Genomic DNA, 15,943 nt, shown 5'->3' with positions numbered 1-15,943 from the left:
ACTCAGTGCTGGCTATGAAATTATAGTGAAGGGGGCAATTCTAGAGGAAACCATCCCAATTGACCTTTGCGGAAATCGGTTAGCAGTTGGCAGGCAGTGCGTTCTAGATCTCCGAGATATTTGGCTTCGGCTAAAGTATGTAAATAGTCTTCGCTAGAGAGGTTTTCTGGATTGACCTCATAGCGCGATCGCAGTTTATCCAAGGTATTCACATGAGCATTCAGTTTGTGAAAGATATCCAGCAGGGCGATCGCCACCCGTTGATTATCATAACTGGCTTCACCAATATCATCACAGATGGCTAACTTGGCCGCATCCCGTTGATCCTCTAATCGGACGGGAATCACTCCAGGAGCGTCCAATAACTCAATATCTGAGGAAATTTTAATCCAGCGCAGTTGCCGAGTCACCCCCGGACGGGCCGCACTTTGCACTACTTTACGGTTTAAGAGGCGGTTAATGAGGGCTGATTTTCCCACATTCGGAAACCCGACCACCACCGCTCGCACGGGACGGGGACGCATTCCCCGCTTGCGTCGGCGCTCGTTCATCGATGCACCGGCGGCGATCGCCGCTTGGGTCACCTCTCGAATCCCCTTACCCAATTTAGCATTGGTAAAATAGGGCTGCTCTTGGCGATCGGTAAACCACTGTAACCATAAATCCTGCATCTCCGGCGAAATCATATCCATCCGGTTCAGCACCAGAACCCGCTCCCGACTCCCCACCCACTCCTTCAATTTTGGGTGTTGCGTCGTCAAAGGAATACGAATATCCCGAACATCTAAGACCACATCAACTCGCTTGAGTTGTTCGGCTAGAGAACGTTCCGCCTTAGCAATATGTCCGGGATACCATTGAATCATAATCAGCGCTTTACTAAACTTAAGGAACAATCAACACGGGACAAGGAGAAAGATTAATCACCTGATTGGTAATGCTATCTTTTGATCCATCTTCCGTCAGACCAACGCCCCGACTGCCCATGATAATCAGATTGGCATCGATTTCATCAGCCACATCACAAATGGTAAAGGCCGGTTTGCCTTCCCGTTCTAAAATTTTGGACTCAATACCACTCTTGGAAAAGCCGCTTTGAACTTTACTGAGCAGTTCAGCAATTTGGTCATGGGAGATCATGGGATCTCTAGACGCATCCTCTTCGGTGGTCTCATTCTCCAGCACAGAGAGCAGAATCAGTTGAGAGCCATAGGTTTTGACAATATCCATCACCACCTCTGTGGCTGCCAAGGTTTCTTGGCTTTTGTTAATCGGAAAGAGAACAGTCTTAAACATGGGTCTTACCTCCGAGACACGGACTCCTATACAATGTGGACGATAGCGTAATCAAAAACATAACGAAGAATTTTTTGAAGGAGGTTTATCCTGTGCCCAAGAAAACGGTAGCAAACTTGTCAGCATCTGACGTTTCTGGCAAAAAAGTGTTAGTGCGAGCGGATTTTAATGTTCCCATCGATAATGGGTCTATCACTGATGATACTCGCATTCGGGCTGCTCTGCCTACGATTCAAGAGTTGACTAGCAAGGGTGCTAAGGTTATTTTAACCTCTCACTTCGGCCGACCCAAGGGAAAAGTGAATGAGTCTATGCGTTTGACTCCAGTGGCCGCACGGTTATCTGAACTGCTCGGTAAAGAGGTGGCCAAAACCGATGACTGTGTGGGGGATGAGGTGGCCGCTGCGGTCGCTAAAATGCAGAATGGGGATGTGCTACTGCTGGAGAATGTGCGCTTCCATGCTGAAGAAGAAAAGAATGATCCAGAGTTTGCTAAACAATTGGCTTCAGTTGCCGATCTGTATGTGAATGATGCCTTTGGAACCGCTCACCGGGCCCATGCTTCGACGGAAGGGGTGACCAAGTACCTGAGTCCTTCGGTGGCTGGATTTTTGATTGAGAAGGAACTGAAGTATCTGCAAGCGGCGATCGAAAGTCCCCAACGACCTTTGGCGGCCATTATTGGTGGCTCAAAGGTATCGAGCAAAATTGGCGTGATTGAGACCCTGTTGGAAAAATGCGATAAGCTCCTGATTGGGGGTGGCATGATCTTCACGTTCTATAAGGCGCGGGGCATGAAGGTTGGTAAGTCTTTGGTGGAAGAAGATAAGCTAGAGTTGGCGAAATCTTTGGAAGTGAAGGCGAAAGAGCGGGGTGTAGACCTGTTGTTACCCACGGATGTGGTGGTGGCGGATAATTTTGCGGCTGATGCTAATTCCCAAACTGTGAGCGTGGATAATATTCCCGATGGCTGGATGGGATTGGATATTGGCCCGGATTCGGTGAAAACCTTTGAGGATGCTTTAGCTGATTGTAAGACGGTGATCTGGAATGGGCCCATGGGTGTGTTCGAGTTTGATAAGTTTGCAGCCGGTACTGAGGCGATCGCCCGCTCCTTAGCTGGACTGACCAAAACTGGCGCTTCTACCATTATCGGCGGTGGCGATTCCGTGGCAGCAGTGGAAAAAGTCGGCGTTGCTGACCAAATGAGCCATATTTCTACCGGTGGTGGCGCAAGCTTGGAATTGCTCGAAGGTAAGGAACTCCCCGGTATTGCCGCTTTAGACGAAGCGTAAGCCAACTCGATTCTGTAACTTTTGTCGATCTTCCCTTTTCCTTTTACCCAGGGAAAGGGAAGATCCATACAGCGATTTGCGCTGCGCCAGTAATAAGTAATAAGTAAGAGCGATAGCAGTTACAAATAGGACAAAAATTTCTAGAGTTTCTTATTCATCCAAAAACACGGACTCTAAATCTCTATAAGCACTCACCACCCGAACAATTTCCACGCCTTCTCCAACAACTGTATAAAAAATAATATACCCCATGATTGGAATTCCCCGTAAATCAGGTTTCAATAATTGTATCTAGGTCAGCCAGTGCCTCTGAAGAAATAAAATTTTGACTCACTGTTGACTCTCACGTAGTTTAGTAATCTTTCGATCTAATCTTTCAAACGCAACTTCAATCGGAAATTTTTCGCCTCTTTCCAATTGCGCCAATCCTAAATCTATTTTTTCGCGAGTTTCTTCTACCCATTCTTCGTAACCTCTACTTTGTTCTTCTAACAAGCGTAATGCTACCTCTATCGCCTGTTCTGCATTGGCAAAAATTCCCCGTTCAATTTGGGATTGAATAAATTGCTCTTGTTCTGGCTTGAGAGTAATATTCATCTTGGTTTGGTTCTATCCATTCTGTAAACTGGGTTGATCCACCCTACGGGATGACTTAAAGATAACTGAGAATGGCGAGGATACCGACAACGCCATAAAATACGCCAACAACCTGGGTTTCAGACCATCCAGAGAGTTCCAGATGGTGGTGGAGCGGGGCCATTTTGAGGATGCGTTTACCGATACCGTCGGGGCCTTTGGTGGCTTTGTAATAGCTCACTTGCAGGATCACGGAGAGGGTTTCGACAATAAACAGGCCGCTGAGAATAATTAAGCTCCAGAGGTTACCGCTAATGAGGGCGATCGCCGCTAAACCGCCGCCGAGAGCCATGGAACCCGTATCTCCCATAAACACTTGGGCAGGATTACGATTATACGCAAGAAAGCCCACACAACTGCCACTGAGGGCGCAAGCGAGGATCATTAAACTGGGGGAAGTGGGAGCAAGGAGAACGCCGAGGGCTAAAAAGGCGATCGCACAAGTTCCGCCTGCTAACCCATCTAAACCATCCGTGAGGTTCACCGCATTACTTTCCGAAACCAGGGTAAACGCGGCTAGGGGCCAAAAGAACAAACCCAGAGGCAGGCTAACGGCTCCAAAGAGGGCTACTGTGGTTAGATCCGGCGGTTGCGTCAAGAGCATCCACAGGCTAAAACTCACCGCCAAAAGAGTCTGTAGGATCAGCTTCATTCTGGGAGAAATGCCCTTATTGGAGCGACGGCGGAGAATTTGCCAATCATCAATCCAACCGATGGCCCCATAGCCTAAAATGACAACAGAAACGGCGAAAACGCTGCGATCGCCTCCTGAAGTCACCAAAGCCACCAGCACCGCCACCGGAATAAAAAAGATCCCTCCCATAGTTGGGGTTCCCGCTTTTTTCAAATGGTCTTGCGGCCCATCTTCGCGGATAATTTGGCCCGCTTTAATCCTTCTTAAAGTCGGGACAGCCCAAGCGCCCACCAGAGTGGTTAGGGCTAACCCACTCCAGAAGGGCAGACTCAGGGAAAGCCAGGGTTGAGACGGGTTCATCGGCAAATCAAGGGCTAAAGCCGTCAGTCCCAAACCCACCACTAAGATCCAGAATAGGCGGGTTCCCCCAGAAAAAGAGAATCCCCCAGAGCTAAATTTCGCGTCCACAGTTTTCCTCACACTCACACTCAACAGATTCAATGTCCAATTTACTCCATGGACAGGTCTAGCCTACTGCTGATCGTCCATGGAATCCTCCTCCTCCTCATAATTATCGTCATTTCCCTCCATCAGTTCGGAAATATCCGCATCATCATCAACAAAATCCTCATCTAGGACTTCGCGAACAGACATGCGTCCCGTTTTTTCTAACCAGTCTACAAGGGACTCGGTAGGAGGAGAAGGAAGGATGGGAGCCAGTTGAGAACGGGGGGTTTCCCGTAAGGAGGGGTTTTTGATCGGTACAAATTTGGAAGACATGGCCGAGACAATGGGAAAATAAAATCTTGGTACTGAACTGTTTTGAGTGTATCAGGATCTGACCAGAGAATTGTTAGCATCACATCGGAGTGACTTGAAATTGACTGACAATTTCGGGTTGAGCCGCCGAATGGTGTAAACGGGCTGGCATTGTAAACCTGCCCAGTTGGATCTAAATATTACCACCATACAATTCCTCATTGAAAGTCGTCGTTGCCGGATCGTCAATACCATCCGCTACCGCAACAGGCGATATGCCAACCAGAATGTTAACCGTTCCGTCGGAAGTCTAAGCTGAGTTGGACAACCGATAGTCAAAGTTAATGGTTATTGCCAATAACTTGTTTTGCAATGAAAGGAGAAGTCATTGCTGAGAGCAACCCACCATAATCTAAATTAAACTCCACTTCACTACCAACCTGGCAATCATAGTTATTGCTGTCAAGAACAACATGGTCGCTGCTAGATCCCAGTATTTCTAGAGCTTTATTAGGTTTTAAGCCAGATACTAAAATATCCTGCCTTCCCAAGGCGATAATAATTCTGCGACGAATACCGCGATCTAGAAAAGTGGGAACATTCCCAAAAGCATTCTGACAAATCTCTCCAAATGGCAAAGAAGGCTTTTCCTTTGACTCGATCACCTCAGCAATTAGCTTGAAGGCGCTGGTATACAAGCCCGGAATGGCTTTCCGATTAACAGTTTCACATCCTAAAAGAATCGATTCACCCAAACGTAGGTTGTTAATTCTTCCGACCGCTTGCGCGGCTTCAGACCATTCATAGTTGGCTGAATTGCCGCCCGAAATTATTTCTAAGTGAATCCGAAACTCCTTTTCGAGCGCATCAGCCAACTCAGATAACTGATACATATTATGGTTGTCGGGCTTAACTCCACCATAACAAGCTAAATTACAGCCAATTCCAATGACTTTGATATTAGGTAAGTCAATCGTTTTTTTGATGAATTGGGGAAGGTCACAAGGAAGTATGCCCTCTCGCAAATCGCCCATCTCCACCATGACAATAATCTGGTGAAGTGTATTGTGTATCTTGGCAAAGTTGGAAAGCTCTCTCACCGTCTCAAGTTCCGTATTGAGACTAATATCCACATTTTTAATTACCGCTTCCGCCTGACTGAATGCTGTGCGGAGAAGCACAATCTGAGTCGAAATTCCTGCAATTCTCATTTTTTGAATATTTTCGATGCGGGAGTCGGCAATGAATTTTACTCCGCCTTGAATCATTGCCTTAGCGATCTCCGGATCTCCTAGGGTTGCTTTGGAGACCCCCATCAAGGAAATTCCTTTTCGTCCATAATGCTCGGATAGCATCTGAGCATTATGCCGGATTTGAGATAGAGATATTTCTATCCTTGGCAGTAACGCTTTTATCTCTATTTGTCTAAGCATTTTGGGTCTATCTCACTGCCAATAAAGCTATTTCTTCTAAGCGCCTCTGCATGATTTTATGATTCAGATTTGGAAAGCGATCGCTTAAAACTTGAACCAGTTTTTGACATCCGTAGTTCAATATATCGGTGGTGGGTAAGCGGAAACGGCCTTCATAGTCCTCAATGATGGTCAGAATTTCTTCGCGGGTTAGGTTTTCGTGATTTAATGCGATCGCCATCACTTGAGATTGAGAAATGGATTCAATCAATTGAATTTCTTTTTCAACAGTAGGCATCAACAAATCAGGAAAATCACAGCGAAATTTTCGAGCAGGCGGATGTTGTAAGATCACTCCATTTGGCACACTTCCTTTCAAAATTCCAATGGAACTCATGAAGGCAGGATGGCTAACGGCGCTTTGCCCCTCGACTAAAATAATGTCAGGATTTTCGGTTTCAAAAGCCTGAATAACGGCATTTTCTAATTCACCGATCGCAAATTGGGAAATCAGCGCATCCATAGACACACCATACTTTTCACCTTGCATTAAGCCAGTTTGCCCTGTCACGACCAGAACCGATTTTAATCCTACATTTTTTAAGGCTTTGTTGAGTTCCACTGCGGTGGTTCTTTTCCCGCAAGCACAATCGGTTCCTAATACGGCAATAACCGGTATATTTACTTTAGATATTTGGCCAGTAAAAACGTGGGAATCTTTTAAGCTTGGCGGTTTTCTGATGTCTTTGATTTTGACATCGTACTCAATGGCCATACGGGCAAATTCTGGATCTTCAGAAAAGAATTGATGAAGACCGTTGATGATATCCATCCCTTTTCCCATAGCCTCCAGGATTAGACACCGTTCTTCTTCGGATATGTAAATATCTAAAGGTGCTTTACCATAGATATAACAGTCTGGAATTGTTGAAAGGCTGCTCAAAGATTCATCCAAGTTAGCAAAAATGGGGATGTTACTCTTTTTATCTCCTAGCACTTCTCCTGCATCTTTACCGGCTAATAAACTATCAATAACCCCAACAATAGTATAGATTTCCGAGTGTCTAACTAGTCCTGCGGCAACTTTTCCGTCTATCAAGCCAAATTCTTTCTCGCAGTAAATCAGGGCCGTTTTTTTAAGAATTTTCATGTAATTGATTTCCTTCAGTTTATATATAAAGCTTCCAAAAAGTATAAGAAAATCCTTGGAGACTACAAAGCTTCGCTAGTATCTAAGGCTCTATTTATAGGCAGAATGTTCGCTCCAACTTGAGGGGAATTTTAGTTTCAAGTTAGCCTGCCTCAACTGTAACACACATTACTATTCTGCGTTGGGCATTGGACTAGAGAGAGGAAGGAGAGAGAACCGAGCCAAAATGGAGGGGAGGTAGTGAAGGAGCAAACGAATCGAATAGCCGAGCATCTCAAGAGACTTGGAATACAGCGCTTTGCGCTTGAGTCGTGCGAGGAGATAATGGCGCAAGCGAGTATTCAGTAGGGCTGGGGAAGAAAGTCGTTGCGATCTTGCGATCGCTATTTTAACCCGTGTTCTCCCAAACCAGTGCAAGGAAAGGAGTGCGAGCATCTTGCTCGCTTTTCAACCTCAGCAAGCGAGCAAGAGGAAATGAATAAGGCATAGCTTATCCTGATGCGAAAGCTGACTAACTACAGGGAATAATTCAGTAAGAGGCATGGCTGTTAGAAAAGTGTTATATCACTATAGATCCGGGAGAGTCTACAAGATGTGTAGATATTCTTCTAAAACAACTCTTACCTAAAATAGGTAAGAGTTGATACTGTTATAGCCGAATGCTCAGAAACTCGGTTTCTTTGATTTCACTCAACCTAAGACATTTCTAAAACTTGTTGCAGAGGAGCGGATAGTTCAATGGGCATAAAATAGGAGTTAGGATAGAGGTAATCTTCCCCTGATTCATCAATTATCCGCAGCATTTGATGACTATTCGCTTTCGAGTCGGGTAAGACTTGATAAATCTTGCGAACTTCTAGGGAAGCGGCATAGTCTGTATTTTTGATGCAAACAACAAAGTTCATGGCTTTTCCTCTCATGGATAAAGCGGGGGCAGTTCAACATCAAACAAAAATTACTTGATTGGCGAAATCTTCTAATTCTCCAATTTTGGCGTAAACCTCTAACTCTTCTATCGCATAACCAATCGAAACTTTAGGACTTAAAAAGAAAATCCCTGTAAACGCTTCACCTTGAGCAACACAATTTTTAGCTAAAACTAAAAAATCGTGATCTGTGGTTACAAGAGGACGATTGAGTTGCACAGAACGACTCAAAATTATTTCATCAATAGCACTACTATTATTGTCTTCTTGAGCGGTCATAACCTCAACCCCTCTCAGTTGTAAACCAATTTTAATCGCTCGATGGACTGGAGCATCGAAATAGTAAGAGATTGCCATTTTCATCCTTGCTGCTGCCGTTTTTGCTGAAGCATTTGCTTAAAATCGGCAGTATGATGACCGACTCCCATTGTAATTAAATCAGCTTGCAGGTTCTGGATTTCTTCCTGTTCTTGAGCAATTTGAGCATCAATCTGGGGTTGATAGGTGTAGTAATAACTGAGGGCAGAATAAATGGCAGCCAGGGAAATTTCTGGGTGTTGAAAGTGCAGTTCTTCTGGACTCCAGCCGTGGGCATGTTTTTCTTGAATCAGTTGGGCAACTGAAACGCGACTATGGGCAATTCTTGCCTGATTTTGAGCATCAATGTCTAGGTATTGCCAAGTTACCGGAGTATCGGTGATGAATGTCATATTGAGGATGGGGATATGGGTTGATACTAGGGGGTTACAACTATTATAGCCAAGTTGCCAAAAACCGGGTTTCTATTACTATCTTTGTTAGGGTACAGAAAGCCTGACAGAAACCCGGTTTCTTAGAGTCAGATTTACTCTTTCTGGATTTCCAGTTTAGCGAAGTGTTCTTGCACGAGGCGATGGATGAAGCGGTAGCGATCGCCTTTTATCTGTCCAGGTTTTGCAACCACTGAAGGAGAGTTGCCATCAAATCCGGGTCGCTTTCTAGGAATTGCGGGAGTCGGCACTCCGGGAGGGGTTGGGGGACAACCACGGCGATGGGGGGATGGCTCAACCGGGCGAGTTGATTGAGGACGGCGATATCCAAGCCTTGGGGGGGTGGGTCGGTGGGTTCTTCGTAGAGGATGAGGGCGATCGCCTGGTCGCTGAGGTCATCTTCGCAGTAGGCTTGTAATTCGGCAATGGTACGGGGTTTACCGTCGGGACTGGGGGGACAACCTGCTTTTTTCAGGGTGGTGTAGATTTGCAGGGCGGGGTTGCTGGGGTCGCTGAAGCGGCTGCCATCAATGCAAATGGGTTGGCGGTTGACGGGGTGGGTTTGGATGGCTTGGTTGAGGATTTGGGGCAGAAGGGCGAGGTTGCACTGTTGGGTAAAGGGGGTCGGGGTTGCGGGGGTGTTGTCTTCCACTTCGGGATGGGGGGTGGTGGGGGGATTGTGCCATGCTTGGTAAAATTCGGGATAGGGGATATCTTGGGAGATGCCCCAAAAAACTTCATAGCAGTTATAAAGTAAGTCCAATTGCTCATGTTCAGTTTCATTAGTCATTATAGAGCGTAGATTTAAGAGCGCACTAATTTTGTGCTGATGATTTTTAAGAAAAATTTTAAAATAACTGTTAATGTATTGACGAATTGATATATTATGGGTTTTGCTGAGTATTCTGCATAATGAAATTCTTGCATTTTCATTGTTCTCATAGTTTTGCATCATGGCAAACATAACCAAGTTGTATATATCTATACAATTACAGTTATTATTGATCATTTCGGAAATTCCAAATAAATTTTCAGGGTCAATACTTAATAAAGTAATCGCCAAGTTCAATCGAATTTCTTTGTCATCACAAGACTCAAGAAGTTTCTGTAATTTAAAAATAATTTTAGAGTTGTGCTTATTAGTAATTTTTCCTATGCTGATTAAGATTTGAATGTAAGTATTTTTTGTTTTAGTATTTTCCATAGCTCTTACTAAAGCATCCATTGCTTTTTCATCATGTTGTCCTGTTTGCATCAAACCCACGGCAGCATCCCAGCAGATTTCTTCATCATTCGTTAACTCTAATGCTCTAATCCAAGCAAAATTAATCACTTGCAAATTATTTACTTCAAGTTGTCTGAGATTTTTAGCTACTGTCCTACATACTGTCGATTTTTCAGTCAAATATAAGATTTTTGTTAAAGCATTAATTGCTTGAGGATCATTTTTCCCTATTTTGCTCAAGGCATTGAAAACAAAATCATATTTCTTCTTGTTATTGGTAGATGCAAGAAAATGTATCAATATCTTGATACATTCAGGGTTTCCCTCTGCTATTTCGCCTAAAATTGTGGCAATTAAAAAACAAGTCGAATCTATATGTCCATTTTGGGCAATTTCAAAAGTGTGTAACAAATGATTAATTGCTTTTATATTGCCTTTTGATATTTTGCACAAACTATTTCTAAATAAATTAAAAATATGATAATCATTTGCCATTAATGTCCAAGAAATCCAGGTTTCAATAATTTTAAAGTTTTTGTGTGCCAATTTTTCTAAAACATCAAATACATAAGGAAATATGTTTATATTTTTCATTTTTTCAATTAGATAATTGACAACAAAATCTTCATCTTTCCATAGCCATTCGCTGAAGATTTCATAAATGCGGTTAGACATAGTTTCATGATTGTCAATTAAAATATTCAGCAAATAATCAACACATTGAATATCATCTATCTTAAACAAATTAAATCTATGTATTAATTCAATGATGTCTAGTTTTATATAGTCGGGAGATTTTGGGCTATCTATTATAAGTAACACTTGCTTTTTTAGTATTTTTCTATTGGTTTCTATTGCTGCTTTTCTTGCATTATTTCTAATGCTTTTTTCAAAATTCATCCACAGATTCTCGGATTCAGAGTATAATCCAAAAGCAAAAGCAGTTATTTTCTGTACAACAAAATTGGAGTAATAACAATTTGTGAATTCGTTAATTCCTGTTGCTGCCAGAAAATAGGCTTGATATCCATAAAAATCTTGGACTCCATCATTAAACTCAACCAACGCCCGAATAAACCCCTCCTTCTTCTCAGCCTCAATATCCCCACGCCCCAACCAACACAAAATCACCTGCTTCCACTGCTTCTCAAAAATCCGATACCGCTTCCCTGCCACCGGACAGTCCACATGATCCTTCGGTAAAAAATAATCCCAATCCTCCACCGCCAACGCTGCAAAATACTCCTGAAACGTGGCATGATAAAACGCAAAAATCCCATCGCCGCGCCCATCTTTGCCCACCCGATTTAACCAGCCCAACCGCAAGGCCAAATAACCCAAAGAAGTCCGATCCGATTCCTCCCCTAGATGCTGTTCCACCAAAGCCTGTGATAACCGAAATCGCTCCTGGGGCAAATTCAGCGCCGCCTTTGCCAGTTCCCCCAATTTACGATTCAAATTCTGCTTTAATTTTTTCAGTATATCTGATTGCTGATGCGAATCCTGCTTTAATTCCGTCGTAGTCGTGCCACAACGTTCCGCATACTTTGCCAACTCATGCAAATTCTGATTCCACTCATAAATCTTTCTCAGATAACGCTCATATAACTCCGCCTGAGTTTCCGGCAACGATGACCCATCCCAAGTCATGCAGAGCAACGTCAAACGCAAGGGATTTCGGACTAAATCAAGGAGGTTTTCCCGTCCCGGTTCATGGAGGGCGGCAATTAGCGCATCGGCAGGAGTTAAAGTGGAATTTGTCATGGCATTCTGGTTTGAGAAATCAAAAGCTAATCACTAAAGCATCGTTTATCGTCCGGGTAAGGAGCGATCGCATCCCCCCCTCGATTGGCTCATTCGGAAAACATTTCAGCCAAGGTGTCGAGAACTCCGCTTTGCTCATCTGGACTAATTTGACCCAGTTTTTTGACCAATCGAGTTTTATCAATGGTGCGGATTTGATCCAGAACAATTTGCCCTTCCTTACCCTGAAACTGGCAGGAAATTCGCGTCGGGTAGGCTTTCCCTTTTGTCGTCATTGGTGCAATGATCACCGTGGCAATATGGCGGTTCATTTCATCCGGTGAGACGATCGCACAGGGTCGTGTTTTCTGAATTTCACTGCCAATTGTCGGGTCAAGATTAACCAAAAAAACATCGAAACGCTTGGCTACCACTCCCATTCACTTTCCTCCCAGTCGGTACTGTTGACTCGATCGAGAAGAACATCATCTTGTTCTTTCGCCATTGCTGCAAAGGCTTGATCCCAGCCGTTGCGTAACCGTCGGGCGGTGCGAATCATGAGATGATCGCCCTCCACTTCAATTTCAACATCTGTCTGAATACCGCTTTGCTCTAAGAGTAGTTTAGGAATACGCACACCTTGGGAGTTGCCAATTTTAACAATTCGGGTTCTAATCACTGTACTCATACTTAGATGATCTCAAAAGCAGATGTGATTACATTGTAGCTACCCTCGAAAGGGTCGTCAAGGGTTGCTCGATGTTCAATCCTAAGATATCAAGGAGAATCAAGATCGAATCACTGTTCTCGATCGCTCTGGGCAAAGAACTGCCGGATAAAGGTTTCCATCTGCTCCGCCTCAAAGGGTAAATTCCGATAGACATCAAACCCCGAAAAGGCATTTCGATCCGCTTCCCAGACATTCACCCGACAGGTAATAATCACCCGTCCTAACCCCACCCACCCGGTTAATAACTGGGACACATGGGGCTGTTCAATCCGGGCTACCATTTCATCCAAGCCATCCATCAATAACCAGAGATGCTCTTTATGGTCTTGCAGAGACGCGATCGCCCCTGCAACTCCCGCCAATTTCAACCATTTTTCCAGATAATTCACCAGAGTCGGTTCGGTAAATTGTGCCAACTCAATCCAAATGGGGATGCCGAGATTTTCTGCCAATATCCAATCGGCGATCGCCTGTAACCGCGTCGTTTTTCCTGACCCCGGTTCGCCAATCACCGCAATCCGTCGCCCCTGACTTTGGGGACTTTTCCCCTGCCGCAAAACCTGGTTAAAAAACTCATCCTCGGCGATGGGAGTCATTTTCTCTTCTTCCCGTTCCCACTCTTCTGGATTTTCCAGACTTGGCCCCGGTTTCCGTTGCTGAGTTTGGCGACGTTCCACCAATGCCAACGGCACATAAACATCCACCCGCTTAAATGCCGGATTAGCCGTTAATGCCCGTCGGTTAGCCAGCATTAACTCCGCAATAGGTCGCCATTCTGCTAAGGAAAGATGGGGGTTAGCGGCATCAAAATGCGATCGAATTTCTGCCACCAAACTTTCGAGGGTGCTTTCCAGTCCTTGCAACAACTGAGTAATCTGGGTTTCCATCACCCCCAACCGTTGACAGACTTCTGCAAAACCGGAATCAATCCTGCCGGAAATATCGGTAAAAAATGCCTGTTGCTGGGTGACGTTTCCCCGTAACTGGGTTTCTACTTCCTGAAACTGTTGCAGTATTTGGCTGAATTCCTCAGCATTTACCGCCCCTGGACTGGCTTGCAGTTGGCTCAGTTGTGCCTGCATTCCCGTGAGTAACTGCAACGTTAACCCCGCAAAGGCTTTCCCATCCTTGGCAAAGTCTTCTTTTAGGGTTTCTCGCAAGGCTTTGGGGAAGGTGGTATGCAGTAAATCAGCGACTTGTTGACGTACCTCTGCGGCAATGGGAAAGCCACCCCCTTTACAAGCTGCCATGTTAAGGCGGATGAAGATATCCCCCCATTCGGTAGCGGTGAGGTTGCCTTGTTGGGTGAGTTGATATTCTTCCGGGGTGAGGAATTGGTCGAGTTTGGCTTCTCGGAGTTCGGGGTAACGTTGCTGGGTGAGTTCCTGTTGGGCGATTTTTACCCAGTTATCCTTGGCTTGGGCGGCGATTTTTTCGAGATGTTGGCGGGTTTTGCCTGGGTGTTGTTTGGCTGCGAGGGTGATGACGGCAGCGATCGCCTTCCCCACCGCCTTCGTTAAATCCTGATTTTGTAGGGATACCCTATCCGGGTCTTGCCCTGCGGTTAAGTCATCAAGGGCATTGGCTGTAGTGCTGATGGCCACGTTTCCTAAAAAGGAGGCTAAGATTGGACCCAAAACACTTCCCGCTTCGGTAAGAATTGGCGCACAGGTCAAGCCCATAAACGCGCAACCTGTCCCAATGCTTAATTTCAGGAGCGATCGCCCTACACCCATTGCCATCTCCTCAAAACTGTCATTATTTTACCCCAGAAACCGGGTTTCTATGTAAGTTTCGGTGGGGTGGCAGAAGTTGTCTTAGAGAAACCCGGTTTCTTGTCCCGTTATTTGTATTACCCATTTTTATTTTAGCAATATGAGTAATTATTAATGAATATCTATCCGGACTAGCAGGTGGAATAGATAAACACAAACTTTCATACCAATCTCTAAAAACCTCAACACAAGAGCTATATCGCAGACTCCATATTTCTTCTTCACAAAACAACTTAATATCTTCCTAAAAAAATACTAAAATTAAATGTTTTCCTCCCAATCTTCAAGTTGTAAACTTTTTACTCTTTGAAACTCTTTAGTATTATGAGTTACCAAAATCAGATTATTAGCTAAAGCAATAGCCGCAATTTGAAAGTCATAAGCACCTATGGGAGTACCTAATTTTGATAATTCCGAGCGAATTTCACCATAAATTTTCGCTGATTTTCCATTCAAGGGTAAACTAACATATTGAGAGAAAAATAACTCATATAAAGCGAGATTTTGCTCTTTTTTGACACTACGAAAAGCACCATAATATAATTCCGCTTTGACTACATCACATAAACAAATATCTTGGCGAGGCGTAATTTTAAATTTATTTATTACATTAAGATTACGCCCCGTTAAATATTGAATACAAGTATTAGTATCTAGTAAATAAATCATGATTCAATCTCCCAAATTCTCTCATCACAATTTACTAATTCTTCTCTAACTAAAACTTCACCTTCCCACTTCCCCGCAGTCTTTTCAAAAAAATCAGCAGGATAACCTAATTCTTCAGGTGTTGGTATTGTTTCTTCAACCAAATCACTAATAACAATTTCTAATTCTTTGTTAGCCAATTGTTGGGGAAGTTGTAATAATAACTTACCTTCAGGATCGGTTTTTGATTTGAGTTTGATTTTCATGGTAAAATTTCTCCCTAAAACTAATTTTTTTCTTGTTATCCTCATCATCAGGATTAACTAAAGGAATAGTTAAATTAAACAGAATTAATAAAACAACCGTTTAATCAATTCATCGCTGGTCGTTTTTTCCTGGGCTAAAATTTCCACTAAACGGGCTTCGGTTTCGGGGTCTAGTTGTATGTTCAGCATGAATTTCTCTGATTTGTGATTAATATCTAATTGTACCTAATTTATGCCAACTCATCCTTAAACTGATTTAAGTTGAGGAGTGGCTAAGGGGGTTACGACTATTATAGCCAAGTTGCCAGAAACCGGGTTTCTTTGAGAAAGGGTTTTCTTTGATTGGGTTTTACTCTTTCTGGATTTCCAGTTTGGCGAAGTGTTCTTGCACGAGGCGATGGATAAAGCGGTAGCGGTTGCCGACTCGTTGCAGGATGAGGCGTTCTGTGCAGTAGTCGAGGAACCGGGTGATATTCCAAGGCATTTGACCTGTTAGCCACAGGGTTAGGCGTAGTGAAAGATACTGGATGTACGGAAAGCAATTAAATAGACTAAATGATACCCCTCTTTTGTCACTCTGGGAAGAGTATAATAAAGAAAAAAGGCTGAAAGCCTGATCGGAACGATGATTGCACCACGACCTGCCCAACTGACCCTCTCTGTAATTGACGAATATTGCGACTTCTATAGAAATCTATT

18 protein-coding genes are annotated in these 15,943 nt (G+C 44.0%); 1 reads left to right on the top strand and 17 read right to left on the bottom strand.

The genetic code is table 11. The features are described from left to right. Nucleotides 1-20: 20 nt before the first annotated feature. Nucleotides 21-866, bottom strand: a complete 846-nt coding sequence (ylqF, locus tag PJF56_RS15800) for a ribosome biogenesis GTPase YlqF (RefSeq protein WP_283763655.1) — start codon at nt 864-866, stop codon at nt 21-23. Between the two features lie 19 nt (nt 867-885). After that, nucleotides 886-1,296, bottom strand: a complete 411-nt coding sequence (locus PJF56_RS15795; protein ID WP_283763654.1) for a universal stress protein — start codon at nt 1,294-1,296, stop codon at nt 886-888. 92 nt (nt 1,297-1,388) lie between these two features. Here PJF56_RS15795 and PJF56_RS15790 point away from each other — a divergent pair, with 92 nt between their 5' ends. Then, nucleotides 1,389-2,591, top strand: a complete 1,203-nt coding sequence (locus PJF56_RS15790) for a phosphoglycerate kinase (RefSeq protein ID WP_283763653.1) — start codon at nt 1,389-1,391, stop codon at nt 2,589-2,591. A 330-nt stretch (nt 2,592-2,921) separates the two neighbouring features. On the opposite strand, the gene PJF56_RS15780 is transcribed toward PJF56_RS15790, so the two are convergent. The 15 genes from PJF56_RS15780 to PJF56_RS15710 form a co-directional block, all read right to left on the bottom strand. Then, entirely contained in the window at nt 2,922-3,188 is a 267-nt protein-coding gene (locus PJF56_RS15780; RefSeq protein WP_283763651.1) for a ribbon-helix-helix domain-containing protein, read from the bottom strand. A 55-nt stretch (nt 3,189-3,243) separates the two neighbouring features. After that, on the bottom strand, nt 3,244-4,329 hold the full coding sequence (mraY, locus tag PJF56_RS15775) for a phospho-N-acetylmuramoyl-pentapeptide-transferase (protein WP_283763650.1): 1,086 nt from the start codon (nt 4,327-4,329) through the stop codon (nt 3,244-3,246). Between the two features lie 63 nt (nt 4,330-4,392). Then, nucleotides 4,393-4,641: a DUF3134 family protein gene (locus PJF56_RS15770; RefSeq protein WP_283763649.1), complete on the bottom strand. Its 249-nt coding sequence runs from the start codon at nt 4,639-4,641 to the stop codon at nt 4,393-4,395. Nucleotides 4,642-4,961: 320 nt separating this feature from the next. Continuing rightward, nucleotides 4,962-6,035 (bottom strand): alanine/ornithine racemase family PLP-dependent enzyme, encoded by a 1,074-nt coding sequence (locus PJF56_RS15765; protein WP_347179561.1) that lies wholly within the window; start codon nt 6,033-6,035, stop codon nt 4,962-4,964. 25 nt (nt 6,036-6,060) lie between these two features. After that, nucleotides 6,061-7,182, bottom strand: coding sequence for an N-acetyltransferase DgcN family protein (locus PJF56_RS15760; RefSeq protein ID WP_283763647.1), 1,122 nt, complete (start codon nt 7,180-7,182; stop codon nt 6,061-6,063). 695 nt (nt 7,183-7,877) lie between these two features. Beyond that, nucleotides 7,878-8,087, bottom strand: a complete 210-nt coding sequence (locus tag PJF56_RS15755) for a hypothetical protein (protein ID WP_283763646.1) — start codon at nt 8,085-8,087, stop codon at nt 7,878-7,880. A 39-nt stretch (nt 8,088-8,126) separates the two neighbouring features. Beyond that, nucleotides 8,127-8,471, bottom strand: coding sequence for a DUF5615 family PIN-like protein (locus PJF56_RS15750; RefSeq protein WP_283763645.1), 345 nt, complete (start codon nt 8,469-8,471; stop codon nt 8,127-8,129). After that, a complete protein-coding gene (locus PJF56_RS15745; protein WP_283763644.1) occupies nt 8,468-8,818 on the bottom strand; it encodes a DUF433 domain-containing protein in 351 nt (116 codons plus the stop codon). Before PJF56_RS15745 ends, PJF56_RS15750 begins: the two co-directional genes overlap by 4 nt. Before the next feature lie 208 nt (nt 8,819-9,026). Further along, nucleotides 9,027-11,732, bottom strand: a complete 2,706-nt coding sequence (locus PJF56_RS15740; protein WP_283763643.1) for an NACHT domain-containing protein — start codon at nt 11,730-11,732, stop codon at nt 9,027-9,029. A 203-nt stretch (nt 11,733-11,935) separates the two neighbouring features. Beyond that, entirely contained in the window at nt 11,936-12,265 is a 330-nt protein-coding gene (locus PJF56_RS15735; protein ID WP_283763642.1) for a type II toxin-antitoxin system PemK/MazF family toxin, read from the bottom strand. Next, nucleotides 12,253-12,513, bottom strand: coding sequence for an AbrB/MazE/SpoVT family DNA-binding domain-containing protein (locus PJF56_RS15730; protein WP_283763641.1), 261 nt, complete (start codon nt 12,511-12,513; stop codon nt 12,253-12,255). The genes PJF56_RS15735 and PJF56_RS15730 overlap by 13 nt, the downstream gene beginning before the upstream one ends. Nucleotides 12,514-12,623: 110 nt before the next feature. Further along, nucleotides 12,624-14,291: an NACHT domain-containing protein gene (locus PJF56_RS15725; RefSeq protein ID WP_430540893.1), complete on the bottom strand. Its 1,668-nt coding sequence runs from the start codon at nt 14,289-14,291 to the stop codon at nt 12,624-12,626. A 300-nt stretch (nt 14,292-14,591) separates the two neighbouring features. Further along, on the bottom strand, nt 14,592-14,999 hold the full coding sequence (gene vapC / locus PJF56_RS15720) for a type II toxin-antitoxin system tRNA(fMet)-specific endonuclease VapC (protein ID WP_283763639.1): 408 nt from the start codon (nt 14,997-14,999) through the stop codon (nt 14,592-14,594). Then, nucleotides 14,996-15,244, bottom strand: coding sequence for a hypothetical protein (locus tag PJF56_RS15715; protein WP_283763638.1), 249 nt, complete (start codon nt 15,242-15,244; stop codon nt 14,996-14,998). Before PJF56_RS15715 ends, vapC begins: the two co-directional genes overlap by 4 nt. A gap of 349 nt (nt 15,245-15,593) precedes the next feature. Then, nucleotides 15,594-15,728, bottom strand: coding sequence for a hypothetical protein (locus PJF56_RS15710; RefSeq protein WP_283763637.1), 135 nt, complete (start codon nt 15,726-15,728; stop codon nt 15,594-15,596). Nucleotides 15,729-15,943 lie beyond the last annotated feature (215 nt).

It is taken from the genome of Roseofilum halophilum BLCC-M91 (genome assembly GCF_030068445.1).
GTDB lineage: Bacteria > Cyanobacteriota > Cyanobacteriia > Cyanobacteriales > Desertifilaceae > Roseofilum > Roseofilum halophilum.
Note: the sequence above shows the minus strand (reverse complement) of the source record. Positions and strands in the feature narration are given on the sequence as shown.